Origin of the sequence: Pantoea sp. GM01, from assembly GCF_000282675.1 — a bacterium.
Lineage (GTDB): Bacteria > Pseudomonadota > Gammaproteobacteria > Enterobacterales > Enterobacteriaceae > Pantoea > Pantoea nemavictus.
In genome coordinates this window covers 1-23,393 of record NZ_AKIU01000088.1, presented here as the reverse complement: position 1 = coordinate 23,393, position 23,393 = coordinate 1, and the positions used below count along the sequence as shown (strand labels likewise).

Sequence of the window (23,393 nt, the reverse complement as noted above, 5' to 3'; positions counted from 1 at the left end):
CCGCCAATGTAGATCGCGCACCTCTTGCTGTGAACTGACGCTACTGCGTCGCCATTGGCCGCGTTATCCCGCGGAATGACCCCGAAACGATTTATCGCAGCGCGCCGTCCGCGCGTTGCCCTTGAAGAAGAATTCACTCATGTCTAATGCTCCCTTTTTAGAAGAAGTGGCGCGCCGCCGTACCTTTGCGATCATCTCGCACCCGGACGCCGGTAAAACCACAATCACCGAAAAAGTGCTGCTGTTCGGACAGGCGATTCAAACCGCCGGTACCGTCAAAGGCCGCGGCTCCAATCAGCACGCGAAATCAGACTGGATGGAGATGGAGAAACAACGTGGTATCTCCATCACCACCTCGGTGATGCAGTTTCCGTATCGCGATAGTCTCGTTAACCTGCTGGATACTCCAGGACACGAAGACTTCTCCGAAGATACCTACCGAACGCTGACGGCGGTCGACTGCTGCCTGATGGTGATCGATGCCGCGAAAGGCGTCGAAGATCGTACCCGCAAGTTGATGGAAGTGACGCGCCTGCGTGATACGCCGATCATCACCTTCATGAACAAACTCGACCGTGACATCCGCGATCCGATGGAGCTGCTGGATGAAGTGGAGAGCGAGCTGAAGATTGCCTGTGCGCCAATCACCTGGCCGATTGGCTGCGGCAAGTTGTTTAAAGGGGTTTATCACCTCTATAACGACGAAATCTACCTGTATCAAACCGGTAAAGGCCACACCATTCAGGAAGTGCGCATTGTTAAAGGTCTGGCGAATCCAGAGCTGGACGCGGCGGTAGGTGAAGATCTGGCACAGCAGCTGCGCGATGAGCTGGAGCTGGTGCAGGGCGCTTCGCACGAGTTCGATCAGGAGCTGTTCCTGAGCGGCGAAATCACCCCGGTATTCTTCGGTACCGCGCTGGGTAACTTCGGCGTCGATCATATGCTCGATGGCCTGGTTTCGTGGGCGCCACGTCCGATGCCGCGCAACACCGACACCCGTCTGGTGGAAGCGAAAGAAGAGAAATTCAGCGGCTTCGTGTTTAAGATCCAGGCAAACATGGACCCGAAACACCGCGACCGCGTGGCATTTATGCGTGTGGTGTCCGGCAAGTACGAAAAAGGCATGAAGCTACGTCAGGTGCGTACCGGTAAAGATGTGGTGATCTCCGATGCGCTGACCTTTATGGCGGGCGACCGTTCGCACGTGGAAGAGGCCTATCCGGGCGACATCATTGGTCTGCACAACCACGGCACCATCCAGATCGGCGACACCTTTACTCAGGGTGAAAACATGAAGTTCACCGGCATTCCGAACTTCGCGCCAGAGCTGTTCCGCCGCATTCGTCTGCGCGATCCGCTGAAGCAGAAACAGCTGCTGAAAGGGCTGGTGCAGCTGTCGGAAGAGGGCGCGGTGCAGGTGTTCCGTCCGGTACATAACAACGATCTGATCGTCGGCGCGGTCGGTGTGCTGCAGTTCGAAGTGGTGGTGGCGCGCCTGAAAAGCGAATACAACGTTGAAGCGATTTACGAAGCCATCAACGTCTCAACCGCTCGTTGGGTTGAGTGTGATGACGCGAAAAAATTCGATGATTTCCAGCGTAAAAACGAAGTGAACCTGGCGCTGGATGGCGGTGATAACCTCACTTATATCGCGCCAACCATGGTGAACCTCAATATCACCCAGGAGCGTTATCCTGACGTGAGATTCCGCAAAACGCGCGAGCACTAATCGGCGTTGCCAGCAGGGTCAGTGGTTTTCACTGGCCCTGTTTTATCGGATACAGACTCCTCCTAATTCCGCTGTTTTTTTCTCTTTTTGGCGATATATCAACCACAAGAGCCAGCAAAAGCTGTAATCCCTACTACTATTATCCTGTCGGACGAGAAAAGAGACCTTTCGGGTTTCATTACGTCCACTAACTCAGCAACGCCGTTCGTTGCTGGCGCATCCGCGATAACGGATGAGTTAACTGATAGAAGGATGATATCGATGAATAAGACTAAGATTGCCAAAACCCTGATTGCTGCCCTGGCCGGTTCTGCTCTGCTGAGCGGCGCGGCGTTTGCAGATGAATCACTGTCGCAGAAAGCACAGCAAACCTCCGACAGCGCGGGTTCGAAAATCGATAGCTCAATGAAAAAAGTCGATGGTTATATGGATGACAGCGGCATCACTGCGAAAGCCAAAGCGGCGCTAGTGGATGATGAAGCGATTAAAAGTACGGATATCTCCGTCAAGACGCATGATGGCGTGGTGACCTTGAGCGGCTTCGTTGCCTCTCAGGATCAGGCTGAAAAAGCCGTCGCGCTGGTGCAGAAAGTCGAAGGTGTGAAATCCGTCAGTGACAAACTGCACGTTAAAGACAGCAAAAATGCTTCGCTGAAGGGTTATGCCGGTGATACCGCCACCACCAGCGAAATTAAAGCTAAGCTTTTAGCAGATGACATTGTGCCATCGCGCAACGTTAAGGTGGAAACCACCGATGGCGTGGTGCAGTTATCTGGGGAAGTGGCGAATCAGGCACAGTCCGATCGTGCTGAGAAAATCGCCAAAGCCATTGAAGGCGTGAAAAGCGTGAAGAATGACCTGAAGGTGAAATCTTAACGCGGGCGACTCGGCACCTGCTGGTGCCGTTTCGTAATAAAAACAAAGGTGTAAATAAGCAGTTCGATTTTCACAATGGTAAAGGAGAGGCTTATGTTTCGTTGGGGTATTATCTTTCTGGTCATCGCTCTGATTGCTGCAGCATTAGGTTTCGGCGGTTTGGCGGGTACGGCAGCATGGGCAGCTAAAATTGTCTTCATTGTCGGTATTATTCTGTTCCTCGTGAGCCTGTTTACCGGGCGCAAACGACCCTGACTACTTGCGTCATAGACGCTAACCCGCGAGTTACGTAAAGCGGAGACCGGTCATTTGCGGCATACTATGAAGCCGCAACGATTGCAGACGCAATTGGTCAGGGAACGACAATGACTGGTTCTCCGGGATGCTGCTCAGGCAGCTCCCTCAGAGCAAACACTGAGGGACATCCATTGGGTACTCGTATTCCGCTGACGTTAGGTTCATTTGAACCGCTGGCTTTAACTCCCTTCAAATCCAACAAAATTGCCTTAGTGTGCGAAGGCGGCGGCCAACGTGGCATCTTCACTGCGGGCGTACTGGATGAGTTTCAACGCGCTGGATTCAATCCCTTTCAACTGATGCTTGGCACCTCAGCCGGTGCACAAAATCTTTCTGCTTTTGTCTGCGGCCAACCTGGCTACGCACGACGCGTGATCTCCCGTTACACCACCAGCAAACTGTTTTTCGATCCGCTGCGTTTCGTGCGCGGAGGACATCTTATCGATCTGGATTGGCTGATCGATATCACCAAACAGGAATTTCCGCTGGCGCTCACCACCGCCGAAGGGCTGTTTGCCAAAGGCAGCGAGTTCTATATGTGCGCTTGCCGCAGTGACGATTATCGCGCTGAGTACTTCAACCCGACCAGCACCAACTGGCATGACATCATCAAAGCCTCCAGCGCGATTCCCGGCTTCTACCGCAGCGGTGTGCAGATGGATGGCGTGAGCTATCTGGATGGTGGCATCAGCGATGCGATCCCGGTGCGTGAAGCGGCACGGCGTGGCGCGGATACCATCGTGGTGATCCGCACCGTGCCGTCGCAGATGTCGTATACGCCGAAGTGGTTCAAACGCATGGAGCGCTTTTTGTCCGATAGCGCATTGCAGCCGATGATCAACGTCCTGCATCAGCATGAAGAGAGCTATCGTGAAATCCAGCAGTTCATTGAACAGCCACCGGATAACCTGCGCATCATTGAAATCTGCCCGCCGAAGCCGCTGGCGAGCATGGCGCTCGGCAGCCGTTTGTCATCGCTCAATCAGGATTACCATTTAGGTCGCCGCAGCGGACGCTATTTCCTCGCCACGCTCGGCCAATGGCTCAGTGATGCCGAACCGCTGGTGCGTTCAACCACGGTAACGCCGCCGGCTGCCGTCGCCAATGCACCCGACAATCGCCCGTTGATTACGCCCGCGCTGGCGGAAAACGATGCTGATTTTGATAAAGGCTCGCTGGCATGAAGTTTATCGACACCCATTGTCACTTTGATTTTCCACCGTTCGTTGATGCGGCACCCGCCAGCATTGCGCGCGCGGCGCAGGCGGGTGTGGAACGTATCATTGTGCCAAGTGTCGATGCCAGCCGTTTTGCGTTGGTTAGTCAGCTGGCGCAGCAGCATGACGCGCTATATGCCGCATTGGGCCTGCATCCGATCAACATTGCACAGCATCAGGAAGATGCGCATCTTGGCGAGCTCGAAAGCTGGTTGAAGAAGCCAGATAGCAAGCGTGTGGCGATCGGCGAGATCGGTCTCGATCTCTATATGCAGGAGGCGCAATTCGCTAAGCAGACGCGGCTGCTTGATAAGCAGCTTAAGCTGGCGAAGCAGTACGATCTGCCGGTGATTCTGCACTCGCGGCGCACCCACGATCAGTTAGCTGTGCACCTGCGTCGTCACGATCTGCCGCGCCGTGGCGTCGTGCACGGTTTTGCTGGCAGCCAGCAGCAGGCCGAGCGCTTTATTCAGCTCGGCTATGCGATTGGCGTCGGCGGCACCATTACCTATGAACGTGCCAGCAAAACCCGCAATACCATCGCCAACCTGCCGCTACATTCCCTGTTGCTGGAAACCGACGCGCCCGATATGCCGCTGCAAGGTTTTCAGGGCCAGCCTAACCGTCCGGAGCGGGCGCGCAACGTGTTTGACGTGCTGTGCCAGCTTCGCAGCGAATCGCCCGAGGTGATTGCCGACGCATTATGGCAAAACAGCCTGCGCCTGTTTGCTCTGCCTGCCTGATCCTCCCCGACAGATTCTGCATTTACGCTGCCTTACGCCCGATTAGCTACAGTATTAAAGCGGGAAGTACACTTTTACGTCTTTTTTTGTGATAATAATAACAACGGCAGGTTGGCCGATATTTTGGCCTGATCAGCAATTATTTGTGATATTTATCACTAAATAATTGTATTTTAATGACAGGTTTTCTTTTCTGTGTGACGTGAGGCGCAATTCATCGTCACGGTAATTGTTAGAATTATCACATTGCCCGGTGGGTTGTGCCTGCCGGTCTGACTTTTGGAGAGCATCATGACCGACCTTAAAGCAGCCGCACAGCGCGCACTGCAACTGATGGATTTAACCACCCTGAATGAAGATGACACCGACGAGAAGGTGATCGCGCTGTGCCGTCAGGCGAAATCACCAGCCGGTAACACCGCAGCTATCTGTATCTATCCGCGTTTCATTCCGGCGGCGCGTAAAGCGCTGCGTGAACAGGGCACACCGGACATCCGCATCGCCACCGTGACCAACTTCCCGCATGGCAACGATGACATCGAGATCGCACTGGTCGAAACCCGTGCGGCAATCGCCTACGGTGCCGACGAAGTCGACGTGGTGTTCCCGTATCGCGCACTGATTGCGGGCAACCGCGACATCGGTTTCGAGCTGGTGAAAGCCTGTAAAGCCGCCTGCGCAGAAGCCAACGTGCTGCTGAAAGTGATTATCGAAAGCGGCGAGCTGAAAGACGAAGCGCTGATCCGTGCCGCTTCGGAAATCGCGATAGATGCCGGTGCCGATTTCATCAAAACCTCTACCGGTAAAGTGCCGGTCAACGCTACGCCCGACGTAGCGGCGATCATGATGCAGGTGATTCGAGATAAAGGCGTGCAGCAGCAGGTTGGTTTCAAACCGGCGGGCGGCGTGCGCACCGCTGAAGACGCGGCGCTGTATCTGAAACTGGCCGACGACATTCTGGGCCAGGGCTGGGCCGATGCGCGTCATTTCCGCTTTGGCGCTTCCAGCCTGCTGGCAAGCCTGCTCAACACGCTGGGCCACGAAACCGCGACCAGCAAAGCGGGCTACTAAGTTCAATCCATTCTTTGTAGGGTCGCCATTTATGGCGACCTCCTCATTCCAGGGAGGCAACCGTGTTCCTGCCACAAGAAATTATTCGTAAAAAACGCGACGGCCAGGCGCTGAGTGAAGCGGAGATTCGCTTTTTCATCAACGGCGTGCGCGACAACAGCGTCTCGGAAGGCCAGATCGCCGCGCTGGCGATGACCATCTATTTCCACGATATGACGCTGGAAGAGCGCGTGGCGTTAACCATGGCGATGCGTGATTCCGGCACGGTGCTGAACTGGAAATCGCTGAATCTCAACGGCCCGATTGTGGATAAGCACTCCACCGGCGGTGTGGGCGATGTGACTTCGCTGATGCTCGGTCCGATGGTGGCGGCCTGCGGCGGCTACGTGCCGATGATCTCCGGTCGCGGTCTGGGCCATACTGGCGGCACGCTGGATAAACTGGAAGCGATTCCTGGCTTTGATATCTTCCCCAGCGACGATCGTTTCCGCCAAATCATTAAAGATGTCGGCATCGCGATTATTGGCCAGACCAACTCGCTGGCGCCGGCCGACAAGCGTTTCTACGCTACGCGCGATATCACCGCCACCGTCGATTCCATTCCGCTGATCACCGCCTCGATCCTCGCTAAAAAACTGGCGGAAGGATTGGATGCGCTGGTGATGGACGTCAAAGTGGGTTCCGGTGCCTTTATGCCGACCTTCGAAGCGTCAGAAAATCTGGCGCAGGCGATTGTCGGCGTGGCGAACGGTGCAGGCTGCAAAACCACCGCGCTGCTGACCGACATGAATCAGGTACTGGCTTCCACTGCCGGAAATGCGCTGGAAGTACGTGAAGCGGTGCAGTTCCTGACCGGCGTTGCACGCAATCCACGCTTGCTGGAAGTGACGATGGCGCTGTGCTCAGAAATGCTGATCTCCGGCAAACTGGCGGAGAACGATACCGAAGCGCGCAAAAAACTGCAGCAGGTGCTGGATAACGGCAAGGCCGCTGAAGTGTTCGCCCGCATGGTGGCGGCGCAAAATGGTCCGGCAGATTTCATTGAGCGCATGGACAGCTATTTGCCGGCGCCAACCCTGAGCAAAGCGGTTTACGCCGAGGGTGCTGGCATTGTCAGCGCCATGGATACGCGCGCGCTCGGCATGGCGGTGGTGTCGCTTGGCGGCGGACGTCAGCGCGCCAGTGACAGCATTGATTACAGCGTCGGCCTGAGTGACATGACCACGCTCGGCACCCAGATTGACGCGCAGCGCCCGCTGGCCATCATTCACGCCAGTTCGGAAGCGCAGTGGCAGCAGGCCGCCGCTGCGGTGAAAGCCGCCATCACCTTGAGTGACAGCGCGCCAGCGATGACGCCGGTGGTTTATCGTCGCGTCAGTGAATAACTGGCGCTTCTGCGTGCCAGGCAGCGGCCGTTCGGGTATACTGATCTGATCGCTTTTTTTTGACTTGTCATCGCGCATTGCGCAGGAGACTTGCATGAAACGTGCTTTTATTATGGTTCTCGACTCCTTCGGGATCGGTTCCAGCAAAGACGCCGATAAATTCGGTGATGAAGGATCGGACACCCTCGGCCATATCGCCGAAGCGTGTTTCGAAGGCCGCGCCAATGAAGGTCGCGAAGGCCCGCTGCACTTACCTAACCTGACTAAATTAGGACTCGGCAAAGCCGCTGAGCTTTCCACCGGTCGCTTCCCGCCAGGCCTCGATCCCAACGCGGAAATCATCGGTGCGTACGCTTACGCCAGCGAACTGTCGTCGGGTAAAGATACGCCGTCGGGCCACTGGGAAATCGCCGGCGTGCCAGTGCTGTTTGATTGGGGCTACTTCAGCGACAAAGAGAACAGCTTCCCGCAGGAACTGCTGGATATCCTGGTGAAACGCGCCGATCTGCCGGGCTATCTCGGCAACTGTCACTCTTCAGGAACGGTAATTCTCGACCAGCTCGGCGAAGAGCATATGAAATCCGGCAAGCCGATTTTCTATACTTCGGCGGACTCGGTATTCCAGATTGCCTGCCACGAAGAGACCTTTGGCCTCGAGCGCCTGTATGAACTGTGCGAAATCGCCCGTGAAGAGCTGACGAAAGGTGGCTACAACATTGGCCGCGTGATTGCGCGTCCGTTTGTTGGCGACAAAGCCGGACACTTCGAGCGTACCGGCAACCGTCATGATCTCGCGGTAGAACCGCCATCGGCGACCATGCTGAAAAAACTGGTCGATGAGAAGGGCGGTGAAGTGATTTCGGTAGGTAAAATCGCCGATATCTACGCCGAGCAGGGCATCACGCAGAAAGTGAAAGCGACCGGTTTAGACGCGCTGTTCGATGCCACCATTGAGCAGATGAAAAAAGCGCCTGATACCTCAATTGTGTTCACTAACTTCGTTGATTTTGACTCAACGTGGGGGCATCGTCGTGATATCGCCGGTTACGCGGGCGGGCTGGAGTTATTCGATCGTCGCTTACCCGAGCTGATGGAACTGGTGAAAGAGGGTGACATTCTGATCCTCACCGCCGATCACGGCTGCGATCCCAGCTGGGAAGGCACCGAACATACGCGCGAGCACATTCCGATTCTGATCTACGGCCCGCATGTGAAGCCAGGTTCGCTGGGATACCGCGATACCTTCGCCGATATCGGACAGACCATCGCAACATATTTCGGCCTGTCCAGCATGGACTACGGCAAGAGCATGCTGTAAAACAGCGCACCAATTTTTATAAGGAAAATAATCATGGCAACGCCTCATATTAATGCAGAAATGGGTGATTTCGCGGACGTCGTGCTGATGCCGGGCGATCCGCTGCGCGCGAAGCACATTGCGGAAACCTTCCTCGAAGATGCGGTAGAAGTGAACAACGTGCGCGGCATGCTGGGTTACACCGGTACTTATAAAGGCCGCAAAATTTCGGTAATGGGTCACGGCATGGGCATTCCATCCTGCTCGATCTACACCAAAGAGCTGATCACCGATTTCGGCGTGAAGAAGATCATCCGTGTGGGTTCTTGCGGTGCGGTGCGCGCTGACGTGAAACTGCGTGACGTGGTGATTGGGATGGGTGCCTGCACCGATTCCAAAGTGAACCGTATGCGCTTCAAGGATCATGACTTCGCCGCAATCGCGGACTTCGACATGGTGCGCAACGCGGTGGACGCGGCCAAAGCGCTGGGCGTTGATGCACGCGTGGGTAACATCTTCTCGGCCGATCTGTTCTATACGCCAGATCCGCAGATGTTCGACGTGATGGAGAAGTACGGCATTCTGGGCGTGGAAATGGAAGCGGCGGGTATTTACGGCGTGGCGGCGGAGTTCGGTGCGAAAGCGCTGACTATCTGCACCGTGTCGGATCATATCCGCACCCACGAGCAGACCACCGCGGCTGAACGCCAGACCACCTTCAACGATATGATTAAGATCGCGCTGGAGTCGGTGCTGCTGGGGGATTGAGTTCTTTTTCCCTGGCCTGGCCCTCACCCTAACCCTCTCCCGCAAGCGGGAGAGGGAACTGTTAGGCGTCAATCTCACCTATGGCAGCGTCTCCCTCTCCCGTGGGAGAGGGCCGGGGTGAGGGCACCAGACCGCACCCATCTCACCAGACCGCAGCCTCCTCACCAAACGGCACAATCTCATCCCACCGTAAACATCTGACACACTTTTACCCAGGCTTGTGCATCTTCGTGCTGGCTCTGAAACATTCTCTGCTTATCATTAGCGTGATAACAAAGAGACTAAGCCCACCTGATGAATTTTCGTAATTTCGAAGCAGAAGAAAAGCTGTTTGCCCGCCGTGCGATTGTCGCTTTTGCCCTGGTTGTCATCTGCTTTACCATTTTAGGCATCAACCTGTATCGCCTGCAGGTTGATCAGCACAGCTATTACCAAACGCGATCCAATGAGAACGACATCAAAATGATCCCCATTGCGCCGACGCGTGGGCTGATTTTCGATCGCAACGGTATCCCGCTGGTGCGTAACGTCAGCTGGTATGACATTCACATCACGCCGTACAAAATCGCCGACATGCAGGCAACGCTAAAAGCGCTAACGCCGATTGTCGATCTGACGCCAGAAGAGATCGAAACCTTCGAGCATGAACTCAAGCAGAACAGCCGCTACAAGCCGGTTGAACTGAAAGCCGAACTGACTGACGAAGAAGTGGCGCGCTTCGCCGTCAATCAATTCCGCTTTAGCGGCGTCACCGTCGATACCTATCAGGACCGCGAATATCCTTACGGCGCCGATCTGGCGCATGTGCTCGGCTACGTCTCGAAAATCAACGATAACGACTACAAACGTCTGAACGCCCAGGGCGTGGGCGAGAACTATGCCGCCGACCACAACATCGGTAAGCAGGGCATTGAGGGCTATTACGAATCGCTGCTGCACGGCAAAACCGGCTATCAGGAAGTGGAGGTGGATAATCACGGCCGCATTGTACGCGTGCTGAAAGAGGTGCCGCCGGTTGCCGGACAAAACATCACGCTAACGCTCGATCTCCATCTGCAGCAATATGTTGAGAGCCAGCTGGCGGGGCAACGCGCGGCGGCACTGATTGAAGATCCGCACGACGGCAGCGTGCTGGCGATGGTCTCCGCGCCGAGCTACGATCCCAATCCGTTCGTTAAAGGCATCAGCTATAAAGCCTATAAAACCCTGCTGCAGGATAAAGACTTGCCGCTGATTAACCGCGTCACCCAGGGTTTGTATCCGCCAGCCTCGACGGTAAAGCCGTATATGGCGATGTCCGCGCTGCTCACCAAAGTGATTACGCCGGGCACCACCTTCTTCGGCGCGCCAACCTGGACGCTGCCGGGCACCGATCGCAAATATCGCGACTGGAAAAAATCGGGCCACGGCATGCTGGATGTCACGCGCGCGATTGAGGAGTCCGCCGACACCTTCTTCTATCAGGTGGCGTTCATGATGGGTATCGATCGCATCCACACCATGCTGAGCCAGTTTGGCTACGGCAAATCGACCGGCATCGATCTCAACGAAGAGTACGCAGGCTTGCTGCCGAGCCGGGAGTGGAAGCAAAAGGTGCACAAACATGTGTGGTATCAGGGCGATACCGTATCGGTCGGTATTGGGCAAGGTTATTGGGTGGCCACGCCGATTCAGATGGTGAAAGCGATGGTGGCGCTGATCAACAACGGTCGGGTGATCAATCCGCATCTGCTGGAGAAATCACAGCGTGGCACCGACATGCAGCCGTATCAGCCGAAATTACCGCAGGCGCAGATTGGCGATGCCAAATCGCCGTACTGGTCGCTGGTGCGCCACGCCATGTTCGGTATGGCAAATGCGCCAAACGGCACCGGCTACAAATATTTCCACACCGCGCCGTACGGCATTGCGGCCAAATCGGGCACCTCGCAGGTCTTCAGCCTCAAGCAGAATCAGGTGTATAACGCCAAAATGACGCCGATGCGTCTGCGCGATCACATCTTCTATACCGCGTTTGCACCGTTTAACGATCCCAAAGTAGCGGTAGCGTTGATTCTGGAAAACGGCGGCAACGAAGGCGTCACGGCGGCGCCGCTGATGCGCAACATCCTTGACCATATCTTTGTGCCGGAAGCTGCAGCGCCGCCGCTGGCAACAGCGGCGCAGTAGGAAAGTGAATTAGTCCTCTTTCAATGCATCCGTAACGTGGCCGATGGCGCGCACCACTTCGCTGGAACTGCCGCGAATATCGGCCATCATGCCGCCCGCTTCCTGCGCTAACACCACGCCTTGATCGGCGCGTTTCAGGTTAGATGCAATGCCTTTCAGCGCTTTCTCCGCCAATGTGTGGTTCTGCTGCACCATGTTCTCAATCTCGGTGGTGGCGCGGTTGATGTTAGCCGCCAGCGTACGCACTTCGTTGGCCACCACGGCGAAACTGCGACCGTGCTGACCGGCGCGCGCCGCTTCTACCGCCGCGTTGAGCGCCAGCAGATTAGTTTGATCGGCGATGCGGCGAATGCTTTCGACGATGGCGCCAATGCGATCGGATGAGTCGCTCAGATTACTGATATCGCCTGAAATACCGTGCAGTTCGCCAGCCAGATCGTTCATGGTCTGCACGCTGTTTTCAATCACCGTCGCACCCAGTCGCGTGCTTTCGCTGGTTTGCAGCGCGGTTTGATACGCCTGCTGTGCCGCTTCGCGCTCCTGCTGATTCTTCTCTACCTGCGCGGTGACATCGGTGGCGAACTTCACCACTTTGTACAGCTCGCCGGCTTCGTTAAACACCGGGTTGTAGGTGGCGCGCAACCACACCGTTTGGCCACGTTTATTCACGCGCTGAAACTGACCGGAGATAAATTCGCCCTGATTGAGCTTGTGCCAGAAGCGGCGATACTCGTCGCTGGCACGCATCTCTGGCGGACAGAACTGGCGGTGATGCACGCCAACTACTTCCGTCGCGCTGTAGCCCATGGTTTTCAGGAAGTTGTCGTTGGTCATCAACACTTCGCCCTGCAAGTTGAAGGCAATCACCGCCATGGAGCGCTCTATGGCGGTGGTCATCGCGCGCTGCTCCTGCGCATCCATAATGCGCGCGGTGATATCGCTCGCCAGCTTGACGATTTTAATCACGCGACCGCTGCGATCCTGCACCGGCACATAGTTGGCTTCCAGCCAGATGGGACGGCTGTGTTTTGCCACGCGCAGGAATTTGTCGCTAAAACCTTCCCCACGATTCAGGCGCCGCCAGAAGTCGCGATAGTGCGGAGAGGTGATCTGATCGGCGGTGCAAAACAGGCTGTGATGCTGGCCGACGATCTCTTTGAGCGTATAACCCATGCGCTCCAGAAACAGATCGTTGGCGGTGAGAATTTTGCCTTCGGGGGTGAATTCGACCATGGCGATAGCGTCCTGCAACGAATTGAGCGTTGCCAGGCTATGACCGCGTTTCTGCCACGCAAGGCGCGACAGGATTCCTGATGTAATTGTGCTGAACATGGTGCACCTTAATTATTGGTATGAGATGTCAGCACGGTTATCGGCACAAGCGATTAAAAATTCATCGATAACTGCGATAGGTAGAATGATTTTTTACCGGTTGGTCTGGCGGTTGCTTTAAAAGGCATCAGTCAGTCAATTTTTGCCGAAAAGCGTTTGACGGTGCCGCGCCAGTAAGGTTTAATGCGCCCCGTTGCCCGGATAGCTCAGTCGGTAGAGCAGGGGATTGAAAATCCCCGTGTCCGTGGTTCGATTCCGCGTCCGGGCACCAACATTTAGAAAACCCAGCTTATGGCTGGGTTTTTGCTTTTCTGCGATTCATCACTCTTCAAACAAACGCTCGACGATTGCGACTCAAAGCGGAAATTGAGCATCTGTATCGCCAGAGGTAACACGCGTTCTGTTAAGCAGTAGGACGTTCGTTCCATGCATCCGTGTACTGGATGTTGCCATCAACGATGCGCCAGGTGATTTTTTCATACTGCATGCTAACGCTTTCTGAGTGATTCATTTTATCGTTGCCCGATAGTTTCACATTGGGAACACCGCAGTGAACGCCAGTAATCTTCACGTTTTCCAGTAGCACCGTGTAGTAGCAAACCTCTTGCCCAGCATCGCTGATATTGTAAAAGCGGATTTCGGCGCTCTTTAATGTCTGCCCGGTAGCAGCGGCTTTATAAAGATAGGGCGTTGAACTATCCACTTCCTTTTCAATACGCATTGATGAATGTTGGCGAGTACCCGTGATCTTGCCGTTGGCAGTATCTACCGGGAGGTTGATGCCGTGACTTAAGCCGATGATCTCAATACTACCTTCGCGCTCATTAACATCGACAGAGCCTCTGATGTCTGCACCGCCATCGTCTTTGAGCCACATGTACGGAGGGATTGGCATTTAATTGCTCCTTATTTTTTGTAATAACTTCATTGTTGAGATGTAAATAACAGTAGTTATAGAAAAGACACAAATTACGGATATATAAAAATAAAGGTCGTAGAAGTTATCCGCTCCTACCTCGCCATCACCATAAATAAATTTAGCGATGCGAGTAGCTAAGTTATGATCCAACCATATTTCAGGGCTGCCTATTATTCGCCCGGTAATCAGTGAAATAGCGAAATAGAAAATAACTTTTGATGTCCTACGGACAAATGTTGTTATTGCCACTGGCAATTACCTCAATCCATCCACGTGCCATCAGGGATTTCATACAGGGAACCTGCATAGGTGAAGTCTGCAGTAATGCGTCGCGAATCAGTGCGTAATCTGAGTTATGAACCAAAGTAATGCATCCCTCTGATACGCGGCCTGGATGAAGCCTGAACAATCCGCGTTTGACTCCCTCAATCCAGGAATCATCATCAATAGTCCAGTCATCCCTAAACAAAGCAAACCACTCATCACGACCAAACTCAGCACCGTTATAAATACGGTTATAAAGATCCTGAGACTGCGCTTTTAACCAAGATAAAATCCCGCCTCCGCCGCGCTCGACAATCCAGTATTTACCCGGTGGTATGGGCCCTTCATTGGGAATTGCGCCGCATGCAGCATTGTTCATGTAAACGCCTTTACCTGAGAACGCCATAAAAACGCCCACGCCATAAAGGTTGAACGGTACATAATCCGCGCCGTTCAAAATCAGTGTTCCATTCAGTGCCATCGTTCCCTCGATATCCATGTAGTAACTTTTGGTGATAGTAACAGTGAATCGATTTTAGAGAAACTAATTATTAGCGTTTCTTATGGGTTTGACTAACGCTAGTAACTAATATTTTTTGAGTTGCGGAGAAGTTCCAAACTTTTAATAGCTATATATGTAACTTGTTCACTGATTAGTGATGCCTGTTGTAATTGCGCAGCACATCTAAAGTGAGAATCAAATTCAACTGGAATAGCTTCAGTATTAATGAATGCATTCTGGGTAAATCGGCAAAACCAATAATTTAACAAATGCTTGTTGGTGCCAGAGTGTTAAAGACATTTCGCAGTAAAGTGATGGTTAGAAGGCTTTACTTTGCTGTAAAGGAGTTGCCTGATGCTGTTGCCGTGAAGCATATAGCGGTCTGTGTCGTGGTTCAGGGTGATGCGTCGTTCGCGAACTTGCTCGGCGGGAATGCGGTGCTGCTGTGCCCAGTTGCGGAGTTTCTGATCGCTGCCTTCGCTATCGACTAGATAGATATCAACGGGGCGTTTATCGGCGAGAACGGCGGAGAGGCGTGCATCGCAGCGCTGGCAATCTGCTTCACGCACGAATAGCGCCAAGCGACCACTTGAGTCATGTGCGATACCTGCGGCGTTGCCCATATTAACCGGCAGCATATTGGGCATGAGGCGTTTCCAGGCTGCATCCACTTCGCGCTGGAATTTGAGCTCTTTTTCGGTGCGCTCGTATTCTTGTTTAACCCAGAGTTCGGCGTAGTGGCGGCGTTCGGCGTCGTTGCGGGCTTCAATGCCGAGTGTGGTTAATGGATCTAAATTGGGAGAGAGGAGTCCTCGCGGTGTTGATTTTAAATCTTCAAACCTCTGAGCTTCCTCTATTCCAATCTTCCAATTGAGCGATATCAATTCATAATTTTTTTTAATTTGAGAATTTAAATTCAGTTTTTTGGTGAGACTCTACACCCATCGCAAATTTTGCGGTAAGTAAAAGCACTACCGCCACACAACGTTGAAATGGCATCATTCATCTCCAATTAAGTTATCAAGAATCAAAAAAATATCTCAATTGTCGAGAAAGTTAAGTGCCCTGATAGTTACCATATGGAAATTTTGATGCATTGATTTAATAAGAAGTGATATTCCACATTAAATCACTTCAATGAGAGTATTAAGTATAAAACTCGGAAGGTGAGTAAGAGGTTAATTATCATGCTAAAATAGACACTTAATGATTGATGTGCTAAAATACTGTTAATTTATACAGTTACTGGTGAGTTCATTGAGGCTTAGGCTATGAATGACAACAAAATTAAGAAAAATACCACTGTTATATTTTTGAATATTAACGCTTGCGATGGTTTTTTTTCTGCATTCCCCTCTCATTTTAGAAGTATTGAAAATGATGACAGTAAAACAAGGATTATGAATTATAGAGGCAAGAAACATCTAATTAAAATCCAAGATAACAGCTATGGCATTGATGATGCTTACGTTCTGACTGTCGTTAAAGAGAGAAATACATGGCAAACAAAAGCAACTAAAGATGGAAATATTACAGGAATAAGTTTAAACCAAGGTATTGTGGGAGACCCATATTTTTTGTGTATCATCCCTGAAAGAAAAGTAATATTTGGTTTTACCTCAGGCCCTAGTGGTACAGTTAAAAGTGTAGCTAAGTTCGTTCTTGAGCAATTTAACAGCAATAGAGCAGACAAAATATCAATAAATCTAATTCCAAAAGAAAAAGAGTTTGATTCTCTCAATAATGTTCCTGAGTTTAGCAGCCTTCAATTCAATCTAAATTCTTCTTTGTTAAATGACTTAACAGAAAGTGCACCTGAATTTATTAGACAGCTTAGTTCCGCACCTTATATTGGGCAAGGTATGCAACTGGCATTTAACTTAGATATCAATGAAGGTAACGAGTCTGATTTTTCTAAGGAGAGTATTCTAGAAATAGTTAACTTCCTATCAGACCACGATGGTTGCTCAGTTTTGAAAGTAAAAGGATTAGATCACAATGGGAAAAACCTAAGCTTAGATTTTTCCAATGCATTTTTAACCTACAAAACAGAAATCAATACAAGAAACAAATTTATTGATGAAAAGTGTTCCTCTCAGGTTCTTAAAGATGCCTACAATGATTACCTCAAAAAATTAGCCACGGCTAATTAAATGCCTTATCTCTTTAATCATAATGGCATGGAGGCTATTTTGGCTAAAGTTCTCAAGCACCTTTTCAAGGTCACTTATCGATGTAATACTAACCCCTCTTGGGAGTTTATCATGTAGCTCTTTTGCTGCCTCCCTGGATAGACCTAAATTCAACAATGACATCATACGCTCCTCGCTAGCTCCAATCTCAAGAAAATAATGTAACTTCACGGAAGGAACTTCTATCCCCTTCAAGTTCGCAACATCTGCAAGGAGCAATTGATAGCACTTTACTGCATTTGAAAGCTTGAATCTAATATCATTATTTATTACTTTTATTATATTTCTAACTGATGAATTTATATTACCCCCAGAACTTTCATCATCCTTAACCTTTGATTTTGTTGGTTTATGATTTAAATCCCAATTAATTTGATCATTAATCATTTCTTTGAGGCTAAATCCTTTAACCCATTTTCTTGAAATCATAGCAATGTAGGATGAGGAGTATGAATCTGTAGGATTAAATATGCCAAACTCAATTAATTTGTCGCATATTTTAAGCAGACGATCATATAGTTCATCAGATTTAGGATGAGGTAAAGACCAAAGACTGAGGTTATCAACGTTACTTAAAAAACTATGAATTTTGTTCTGCTGAATGTAACCAATAGTAGGATTAGACTCTAAAACAAACTGGGGAACTTTTATTGATTCAATTGCAAATTTTACGGACTTTCTCAATTCTTCAATGTCTGACTTATTAAGGGTTATTTCTGGGGAGGAAAACGTTTCGTGGAGTTCATCACTTGAGAAACTCTTGATAAGCTTGTTTGCAACTGTATAAAATTTATAATTATCACTTTCCTCAATAGCCGCGCCACCTCTTAAAACTGAAATGATATCACTCATATTTTTATTCATGAGGTTAAAATATGTAGGGATTTTGTCTTCCTTTTTTTCTGTTTCATCAAAATAATCTGTATACTGCCATTTCTCTGGCTCGATCAAGAAAACATTCCCAGAAAAATGCTCAAGCATCCTACCAGCTCGCCCCGTGATATTATTTATTTTTACATCTTCCAATCTAGTAGACGGTTTATATGGGACTCGGTTTATAGGATCGTGAAGAAAAAGATTTTTTGCCGGTAAATTAACACCTTCGGCTAAGGTGCTTGTGCAAACAATATAGTTTACAAGCCCCTCTTTGACCAAATTTTCTACCAATACTCTAACAGAGGTTGGTAATGGTCCATAATGAAAGGCCACACCACGCCTTAAATTATTAGCTAAACTATACTCCTCATGAATAAAGCTCTCGATATACTCTGCAGCTTCCTCAAGACTAGGATTATTGACATCTTCTTCAATCAGCTTAGCTATTTCATCTGCAGTATTATCGCATGAGTTCGTTTGGTTTCTATAAATGATATTACTTTGACCACCGCCAAGCCTTTTAGCAATATCAGAAAGTTTAGTTCCGTTGAATTTTTTGGGTATAATAATATTATCACCCGTATCCTTACGCTCAATAACAAGATTTCTACTTTTTGGAGTTACTGATATTAGAATTTTCGAAACTGGTGAATGCGATGTAATTCTTTTCGAAAAAGAAATGCCTCTAAATACACTTGAAAAACTATTTACATATTGAGGTGAGGGCATGCCTATAATAATTTGAGGGGAACTATCTTCTAACAACTTCTCGAGCGTAATGTGTAAGAGCACTCCACGGCTTTCATCGGATATGTTATGAGCCTCATCAATAAACAAGTAGTTAAATGAAATATCACCTCGCTGCAGAATTTCATATAATCTTTCCTGTGTCATAACAAAAATAGTTTTATCAAGAAATTGCTCATCTTTGGGAATTGTACAAATTTCAACTTTATCCTCATGCCTCTTTTCCTGAAGGATCCCATAAATCTTCGATGAAACTTCGGTAATCAAAGCTCTAGTTGGGACCACAATAGCGGCAAAAGCTCCGTCACTAGAAATTATCTCCTCAATTAGATAACTAAGGATAATGTGCGTTTTTCCTGCTGAAGTTGGGGCGACAGAAATTACATCTTCACCGTTACGAAGTTCATCCCAAAGTTTTTTTTGAAAATTTGTCAATGGAAAAGCCAACTGTTGGACAGTATTAGCTTCTAAGCGAAGATGCCTGGCCGTTTCTGTATATAAGTTAAAATTAAACGATATGTCTGGAAATCTTTTCTCCAATAAACTTATATTAGGAAAGTCACCTGAGTTGTAATATATATGATTCGCAATTGGAATAATGTCATTGTATGTTATAGCACAAACCTCAATCAACATTGATAAAATTACTGTACCTTCCTTCTTTAATACTTCATCATCTGAGTAATAAAATATCTGGGAGGTGGAAATTAATTTTTTCACAGTGACTTTATCAATTCTGACACTATCGCCAACCATTAGGTTAATATATGACTTAAATAATAAAGACCTGTCTTTAATGTAACCATCCGAGTTGGTGATTTTTTTCGCTAGTTTATAATAAAAGTTATTCATTCTTGAATGCCTAAGTAATCAATGAATTGCTGGACGAGTTCATCAGTGGATGAAAAAGGTAAAAGCAATAGTGAAGATTTTTTTATTTCAATCCCTTGGGCTACAAGTTTGTTAAAATAACTAACTGTATATCTTTTAGCCAGATCAATATAGCTTTCAAAAAACTCATCCTCATTGGTTGAATTAGAGAATGAATTGGAATCTACAAACCCAATAAAGCAAGGTGAAAGTATTTTATTTCCATGATCATTTTCAGAATATGGGTCAATGAAGTCAAGAATATCATCTTGTAGATCATCTGTCATATTAGGGAAATCAAGATGGCTTTCAATTAAATCGAATTCATCTCTGAATTTCTCTCTGGCCGATTTAATTGAAATAACGGCGTCAGTTGCTGCACCATTAAAGTCTTTGTGGAGCTTTGATTCACCAAAGTAGACGAATAAATCATTGCCAACATATTGAGCATGCACAGCATCAGCTCCAAAAACTGCAACGCGACGGCTTGTTTTGAAAGACAGTTTACTTAGTATTTTGGGGGCTTCTAAATATACATCTAACAGTGTAAATAAGATTAACTCTCCCAACTCACCTTTTGCCGTGTGCTTACTGAAGCGTCTAATTGCTCTTTTAAATAATTTTTCCACTTCCGTGGGATCTTCAGACCCAATTTTACCTTCAACTTCACTACACTTAAATGCAAAATTTAGGAGTATCTCCTGCTTAATAATTTCAAAAAAATATGTGAAGTCACTATGGCCAGTTTTAAAGGGCAAATAAAAAAGAGAAACTTCTGCCATTGCATCATTTTCAAGAAAGATCATTACATCCTTTTTCTTAAGGATACTCTTGATTCCTTCATGATTTTTTAACTGAGGGGTAAGCTTTTTTATCATGCTTTTCATAATGTTAATTAAAATAACTGCGATTTTATTAACATTTCTCTCACGATTTCCTTGTATGTGTAACCGATGATATCGGTAAGGGAATCTGATGGAAAGGCTATTTTTTATTCTTGACCAGTGTTGCTATGATCCTCTAAAAATTTAACTAAATTTAGACAATAAAATTGCCCATCGTTATTTTTTTTCTACTTAACTCTTTAAGTTTAAATTATAAAGATTTAATGATGAAAAAAGCCTCTATGAAGAGGCTTTGGGGTTAGAACGAATTACTTGCATAGTTTTTTTTAGACAGCGAAGGCTGCGGTGGAGTTTCTTCAGTCTTATCAGACTTATAAACCATCGCCTGAACAATCTTGATCCAATCGACCTTAATCAGTCTGGCTTTCAAGCTAACCCGCTGTTCGCCTGCATGATCACCCTTGTTGAGCGTGAGAATGTCAGACGTCAGGTTGCTGAGAGTAAAATTAAGCAGCACTTTCTGGTCCTCGTCTACGGCTTTCTGGCAGCGGCTCATAAGGTCCGTTGCTTCCTTACCGGCGACAGTAGAATCAAAGCGCACATAGGTAGGGTTGTCAGTGGGTCCGCTCAGCGCATTAATCACCACGCTGAGGAAGCTGCCAGTGAGGGTTTCAATTCTGCGAATTTTGCTCAGATAACCCAAGCCTTTGATGTTGAGATTGAAATATTCAGCTTTGGTTGAAGTGTTGTTGGTGTTGTTTGTAGCGTTGTTGGTAGTGGTAGCAGTCATGATGTTTACTCCAGGAGTGGGAAATAGTGACGAAGAAACATGCATCCCTGACGAATAAATACTTTCCATCAGGAAGCGCGGATAGCTATGCCGCGCTGGCTGGTTTTAGATACATCAATAATAATGCCGCTCAGTGTCCTGCCGTGATGAGCAGATATAAGCGCTACAAATAGGGCAATTGACGTATATGCCGGAGGTAGTAGTAGTTTTATAACCCCGAAATATCACTCTGTTAAAGTCAAAATAACTCAATCAGCATATCCAGAAATGCGCGTACCGCCGGATTACTGCGACGGCTCTCAGGCCAAATCGCGCTGATATTGTGTCGCTCGACGGCAAAATCGGCCAAAACGGGGACCAGTTCCTTGCGGCTGACCCACCGATCCGCCATAAAATTCGTGGCCATTCCGATGCCTGCACCTGCAGCAATGGCAGCCAGCACGCCTTCACTGGCATCAACGATGACTGACGATGACGGCACGATTTCAATCTCTTTCTCTCCCATCCGAAACGGCCAGCGAAACACTTGCCCCGAGCTTTGATAGCGCAGGTTAACTGTCTGATGTCCCGCCAGTTCATCGGGATGCTGCGGTGTGCCGTGCATCGCCAAATATGCTGGCGAAGCGTAACAGCAGAGCTTATAGGGCGAGAGGCGGCGTGAAATCAGGGAGGAATCGGCGAGCTCACCGATGCGCACCGCGATATCAATGCTCTCTTCTGTCAGACCTGAGATGTGGTCGCTCAAGCGTAGGTCGATCATGACTTTTGGATGGCGCTGGCGAAATATTGTAATCGCCGGCGCAATCATATGCAGACCAATCGGCAGTGAGGTCGCGATACGGAATGTGCCCGCCGGTTCGGAACGTGCCGACTTCGCCACCTGTTCGATCTCTTCCGCATCCCGCAGCAACTTAAGCACGCGCTCATGCAGATCTCGTCCTTCGGGCGTAAAGGTGAGCGCTCGCGTGGTGCGGGTGAACAGCGTCACGCCGAGATGACGCTCCAGACGCTGGATGCTTTTACTGATTGCGGAGGGAGAAACCGCCAGCGAACGGGCGGCTGCGGTATAACTGCCGAGCGAGCCAGCACGCGCAAAGGCGATTAAGCCCGTGAGTCTTTCAAAACCTATTTGTTCCTTCATGGCACTATTAAAGCGAAGCAGGGCCTTATTATCAACTCAAGGTAATAGTCGTACGCTTTCTCTATCAGACAAAAGAGAGAGCGATATGACGATGACGACGATGAAAGCAGTGCGATTGCATCAATTTGGCGGCCCGGAAGTTCTGCATTATGAAGATGCTCCGCGACCAATCGCAGAACCCGGTGAAGTGCTGGTTCGCGTTCATGCTTCAAGCCTTAATCCGCCCGACCTCCATCTGCGCAATGGTTATCGCTCGTTGCCACCTGAATGGCAGCCCAGCTCGGCCTTTCCACTGATTCTGGGCACCGATATCTCAGGAACCGTTGTAGCACTGGGTGAGGGCGCTTCCGGATTCAGCATCGGAGACGAGGTTTATGCGATGGTGCGATTCCCAGAAGACTTGATGACAGGCAGCGGTGCGAACGCAGAATACGTGCGCGTCGCAGTGAACGAACTGGCGTTGAAACCAGAGGGGATAAGTCATATTGAGGCAGCGGGTGCACCGATGTCGTTGCTGACGGCGTGGCAGTTTCTGATTGAGCTCGGCCATGACGTAGCCAATCCTTTTCAGTCCATTCAACATACGCCGGTTCCGCTCGCGGGCAGAACGGTGCTGATAAATGGTGCTGGCGGCGGAGTAGGGCATCTGGCGGTGCAGCTTGCCAAATGGCAAGGGGCGCATGTTATCGCCGTCGCTTCTGGCAAGCATGAAGCCCTTCTGCGCGATCTCGGTGCCGATGAGTTTATCGATTACCTCAAGGCTGCTGCCGAAACGGCGGTACAGAACGTCGATTTGGTGATGGATGCTGTTGGTGGCCCGCATATGGAACGCTTTCTGGCGATCATCAAACCGGGTGGCTCGCTGTTCCTCGTTAATCCGCTCGGCTTCACGGGATATCAAGATGCAGCTAATGACGGGATAACCGTGTCATCAACCCAAGTGCGATCCAGCGGCAAACAGCTGGCGGAAGCAGGGGAATTACTTGAGAAAGGCAGGATTCGAGTTGTGGTTGAAAATACCTATCCGCTGGCAGAAGCCTCCGCCGCACATGAGCGCGCTGGCCGGGGAAATATCCAGGGAAAGATTGTTCTGACTCATCTCTAAAACTTCGGTATGGACTGAACCAGATAATCGTCAGTAAGGTTTACTTTCACGGTGACGTTTTTTAGGTCGTGATAATGACTCACCCTATCCACGCTTTGAGCCAAAAAAAAACGGATGGCGAACCATCCGTTTTGGCTTAGTGGTTTATGCGTTCAAAAATCAGATTACTGAGTAGTGTTGCTCCTCAGATTCAATCACCGCTAGCGCAGCGTTGTTCAGCACACCGGACTGCGTTTCCACCGCCATATCGGCTTTTTT

General features: G+C 49.6%; 20 protein-coding genes and 1 tRNA gene. 13 read left to right on the top strand and 8 right to left on the bottom strand.

Annotated features, from left to right (window positions below):
* Nucleotides 1-139 precede the first annotated feature (139 nt).
* From prfC to mrdA, 10 genes are all read left to right on the top strand, one after another.
* The gene (gene prfC / locus PMI17_RS22520) at nucleotides 140-1,729 is read left to right on the top strand and encodes a peptide chain release factor 3 (RefSeq protein ID WP_007893196.1); all 1,590 of its coding nucleotides are present in this window, start codon (nucleotides 140-142) and stop codon (nucleotides 1,727-1,729) included.
* A 261-nt stretch (nucleotides 1,730-1,990) separates the two neighbouring features.
* Nucleotides 1,991-2,605 carry a molecular chaperone OsmY gene (gene osmY / locus PMI17_RS22515; protein WP_007893194.1) on the top strand — a complete coding sequence of 205 codons (615 nt, stop codon included), beginning with the start codon at nucleotides 1,991-1,993 and terminating at the stop codon, nucleotides 2,603-2,605.
* 93 nt (nucleotides 2,606-2,698) lie between these two features.
* Nucleotides 2,699-2,860, top strand: a complete 162-nt coding sequence (locus PMI17_RS25045; RefSeq protein ID WP_007893192.1) for a DUF1328 domain-containing protein — start codon at nucleotides 2,699-2,701, stop codon at nucleotides 2,858-2,860.
* Nucleotides 2,861-3,033: 173 nt separating this feature from the next.
* On the top strand, nucleotides 3,034-4,086 hold the full coding sequence (locus PMI17_RS22510; RefSeq protein ID WP_007893189.1) for a patatin family protein: 1,053 nt from the start codon (nucleotides 3,034-3,036) through the stop codon (nucleotides 4,084-4,086).
* A complete protein-coding gene (locus PMI17_RS22505; RefSeq protein WP_007893186.1) occupies nucleotides 4,083-4,862 on the top strand; it encodes a metal-dependent hydrolase in 780 nt (259 codons plus the stop codon). Before PMI17_RS22510 ends, PMI17_RS22505 begins: the two co-directional genes overlap by 4 nt.
* 291 nt (nucleotides 4,863-5,153) lie before the next feature.
* Entirely contained in the window at nucleotides 5,154-5,933 is a 780-nt protein-coding gene (gene deoC / locus PMI17_RS22500) for a deoxyribose-phosphate aldolase (protein WP_007893184.1), read from the top strand.
* Between the two features lie 62 nt (nucleotides 5,934-5,995).
* Nucleotides 5,996-7,318, top strand: a complete 1,323-nt coding sequence (gene deoA, locus PMI17_RS22495) for a thymidine phosphorylase (RefSeq protein WP_007893182.1) — start codon at nucleotides 5,996-5,998, stop codon at nucleotides 7,316-7,318.
* Nucleotides 7,319-7,412: 94 nt separating this feature from the next.
* Complete coding sequence (deoB, locus tag PMI17_RS25255; protein ID WP_007893180.1) at nucleotides 7,413-8,636, top strand: phosphopentomutase; 1,224 nt, start codon at nucleotides 7,413-7,415, stop codon at nucleotides 8,634-8,636.
* A 33-nt stretch (nucleotides 8,637-8,669) separates the two neighbouring features.
* A complete protein-coding gene (gene deoD, locus PMI17_RS25250) occupies nucleotides 8,670-9,383 on the top strand; it encodes a purine-nucleoside phosphorylase (protein ID WP_007893178.1) in 714 nt (237 codons plus the stop codon).
* Between the two features lie 294 nt (nucleotides 9,384-9,677).
* Nucleotides 9,678-11,552, top strand: a complete 1,875-nt coding sequence (gene mrdA / locus PMI17_RS22480; protein WP_007893176.1) for a penicillin-binding protein 2 — start codon at nucleotides 9,678-9,680, stop codon at nucleotides 11,550-11,552.
* Between the two features lie 9 nt (nucleotides 11,553-11,561).
* On the opposite strand, the gene PMI17_RS25805 is transcribed toward mrdA, so the two are convergent.
* Complete coding sequence (locus PMI17_RS25805; protein ID WP_007893169.1) at nucleotides 11,562-12,884, bottom strand: PAS domain-containing methyl-accepting chemotaxis protein; 1,323 nt, start codon at nucleotides 12,882-12,884, stop codon at nucleotides 11,562-11,564.
* Nucleotides 12,885-13,079: 195 nt separating this feature from the next.
* Between PMI17_RS25805 and PMI17_RS22470 the strand changes: the two genes are divergently transcribed.
* Nucleotides 13,080-13,155: transfer RNA gene (locus PMI17_RS22470), tRNA-Phe, on the top strand.
* A 132-nt stretch (nucleotides 13,156-13,287) separates the two neighbouring features.
* Here PMI17_RS22470 and PMI17_RS22465 read toward each other — a convergent pair.
* From PMI17_RS22465 to PMI17_RS25030, 3 genes are all read right to left on the bottom strand, one after another.
* A complete protein-coding gene (locus PMI17_RS22465; protein WP_007893167.1) occupies nucleotides 13,288-13,779 on the bottom strand; it encodes a type VI secretion system tube protein TssD in 492 nt (163 codons plus the stop codon).
* A 247-nt stretch (nucleotides 13,780-14,026) separates the two neighbouring features.
* On the bottom strand, nucleotides 14,027-14,548 hold the full coding sequence (locus PMI17_RS22460) for a DUF2778 domain-containing protein (RefSeq protein WP_007893165.1): 522 nt from the start codon (nucleotides 14,546-14,548) through the stop codon (nucleotides 14,027-14,029).
* A 311-nt stretch (nucleotides 14,549-14,859) separates the two neighbouring features.
* Complete coding sequence (locus PMI17_RS25030) at nucleotides 14,860-15,453, bottom strand: TIGR03759 family integrating conjugative element protein (protein ID WP_007893163.1); 594 nt, start codon at nucleotides 15,451-15,453, stop codon at nucleotides 14,860-14,862.
* A 387-nt stretch (nucleotides 15,454-15,840) separates the two neighbouring features.
* On the opposite strand from PMI17_RS25030, the gene PMI17_RS22445 reads away from it, so the two are divergent.
* Entirely contained in the window at nucleotides 15,841-16,722 is an 882-nt protein-coding gene (locus PMI17_RS22445; protein WP_007893160.1) for a hypothetical protein, read from the top strand.
* Here PMI17_RS22445 and PMI17_RS22440 read toward each other — a convergent pair.
* The 4 genes from PMI17_RS22440 to PMI17_RS22425 form a co-directional block, all read right to left on the bottom strand.
* The gene (locus PMI17_RS22440; RefSeq protein WP_007893158.1) at nucleotides 16,705-19,236 is read right to left on the bottom strand and encodes a DEAD/DEAH box helicase; all 2,532 of its coding nucleotides are present in this window, start codon (nucleotides 19,234-19,236) and stop codon (nucleotides 16,705-16,707) included. The two genes, PMI17_RS22445 and PMI17_RS22440, sit on opposite strands and share 18 nt — an antisense overlap.
* A complete protein-coding gene (locus tag PMI17_RS22435; RefSeq protein ID WP_007893156.1) occupies nucleotides 19,233-20,060 on the bottom strand; it encodes a DUF1837 domain-containing protein in 828 nt (275 codons plus the stop codon). Before PMI17_RS22435 ends, PMI17_RS22440 begins: the two co-directional genes overlap by 4 nt.
* Nucleotides 20,061-20,397: 337 nt before the next feature.
* Nucleotides 20,398-20,889, bottom strand: a complete 492-nt coding sequence (locus PMI17_RS22430; RefSeq protein ID WP_007893154.1) for an STY4534 family ICE replication protein — start codon at nucleotides 20,887-20,889, stop codon at nucleotides 20,398-20,400.
* A 238-nt stretch (nucleotides 20,890-21,127) separates the two neighbouring features.
* Nucleotides 21,128-22,030 carry a LysR family transcriptional regulator gene (locus PMI17_RS22425; RefSeq protein WP_007893152.1) on the bottom strand — a complete coding sequence of 301 codons (903 nt, stop codon included), beginning with the start codon at nucleotides 22,028-22,030 and terminating at the stop codon, nucleotides 21,128-21,130.
* An 85-nt stretch (nucleotides 22,031-22,115) separates the two neighbouring features.
* Here PMI17_RS22425 and PMI17_RS22420 point away from each other — a divergent pair, with 85 nt between their 5' ends.
* Nucleotides 22,116-23,135: an NADP-dependent oxidoreductase gene (locus PMI17_RS22420; protein WP_007893151.1), complete on the top strand. Its 1,020-nt coding sequence runs from the start codon at nucleotides 22,116-22,118 to the stop codon at nucleotides 23,133-23,135.
* Nucleotides 23,136-23,393: the final 258 nt, after the last annotated feature.

Excerpts from the sequence above, each read along its gene's own strand:
- prfC (WP_007893196.1), top strand. The coding sequence starts at position 140 with ATGTCTAATGCTCCCTTTTTAGAAGAAGTGGCGCGCCGCCGTACCTTT.
- osmY (WP_007893194.1), top strand. The coding sequence starts at position 1,991 with ATGAATAAGACTAAGATTGCCAAAACCCTGATTGCTGCCCTGGCCGGT.
- PMI17_RS25045 (WP_007893192.1), top strand. The coding sequence starts at position 2,699 with ATGTTTCGTTGGGGTATTATCTTTCTGGTCATCGCTCTGATTGCTGCA.
- PMI17_RS22505 (WP_007893186.1), top strand. The coding sequence starts at position 4,083 with ATGAAGTTTATCGACACCCATTGTCACTTTGATTTTCCACCGTTCGTT.
- deoC (WP_007893184.1), top strand. The coding sequence starts at position 5,154 with ATGACCGACCTTAAAGCAGCCGCACAGCGCGCACTGCAACTGATGGAT.
- deoB (WP_007893180.1), top strand. The coding sequence starts at position 7,413 with ATGAAACGTGCTTTTATTATGGTTCTCGACTCCTTCGGGATCGGTTCC.
- deoD (WP_007893178.1), top strand. The coding sequence starts at position 8,670 with ATGGCAACGCCTCATATTAATGCAGAAATGGGTGATTTCGCGGACGTC.
- mrdA (WP_007893176.1), top strand. The coding sequence starts at position 9,678 with ATGAATTTTCGTAATTTCGAAGCAGAAGAAAAGCTGTTTGCCCGCCGT.
- PMI17_RS25805 (WP_007893169.1), bottom strand. The coding sequence starts at position 12,884 with ATGTTCAGCACAATTACATCAGGAATCCTGTCGCGCCTTGCGTGGCAG.
- PMI17_RS22465 (WP_007893167.1), bottom strand. The coding sequence starts at position 13,779 with ATGCCAATCCCTCCGTACATGTGGCTCAAAGACGATGGCGGTGCAGAC.
- PMI17_RS22460 (WP_007893165.1), bottom strand. The coding sequence starts at position 14,548 with ATGGCACTGAATGGAACACTGATTTTGAACGGCGCGGATTATGTACCG.
- PMI17_RS22445 (WP_007893160.1), top strand. The coding sequence starts at position 15,841 with ATGAATGACAACAAAATTAAGAAAAATACCACTGTTATATTTTTGAAT.
- PMI17_RS22440 (WP_007893158.1), bottom strand. The coding sequence starts at position 19,236 with ATGAATAACTTTTATTATAAACTAGCGAAAAAAATCACCAACTCGGAT.
- PMI17_RS22435 (WP_007893156.1), bottom strand. The coding sequence starts at position 20,060 with ATGATCTTTCTTGAAAATGATGCAATGGCAGAAGTTTCTCTTTTTTAT.
- PMI17_RS22430 (WP_007893154.1), bottom strand. The coding sequence starts at position 20,889 with ATGACTGCTACCACTACCAACAACGCTACAAACAACACCAACAACACT.
- PMI17_RS22425 (WP_007893152.1), bottom strand. The coding sequence starts at position 22,030 with ATGAAGGAACAAATAGGTTTTGAAAGACTCACGGGCTTAATCGCCTTT.
- PMI17_RS22420 (WP_007893151.1), top strand. The coding sequence starts at position 22,116 with ATGACGATGACGACGATGAAAGCAGTGCGATTGCATCAATTTGGCGGC.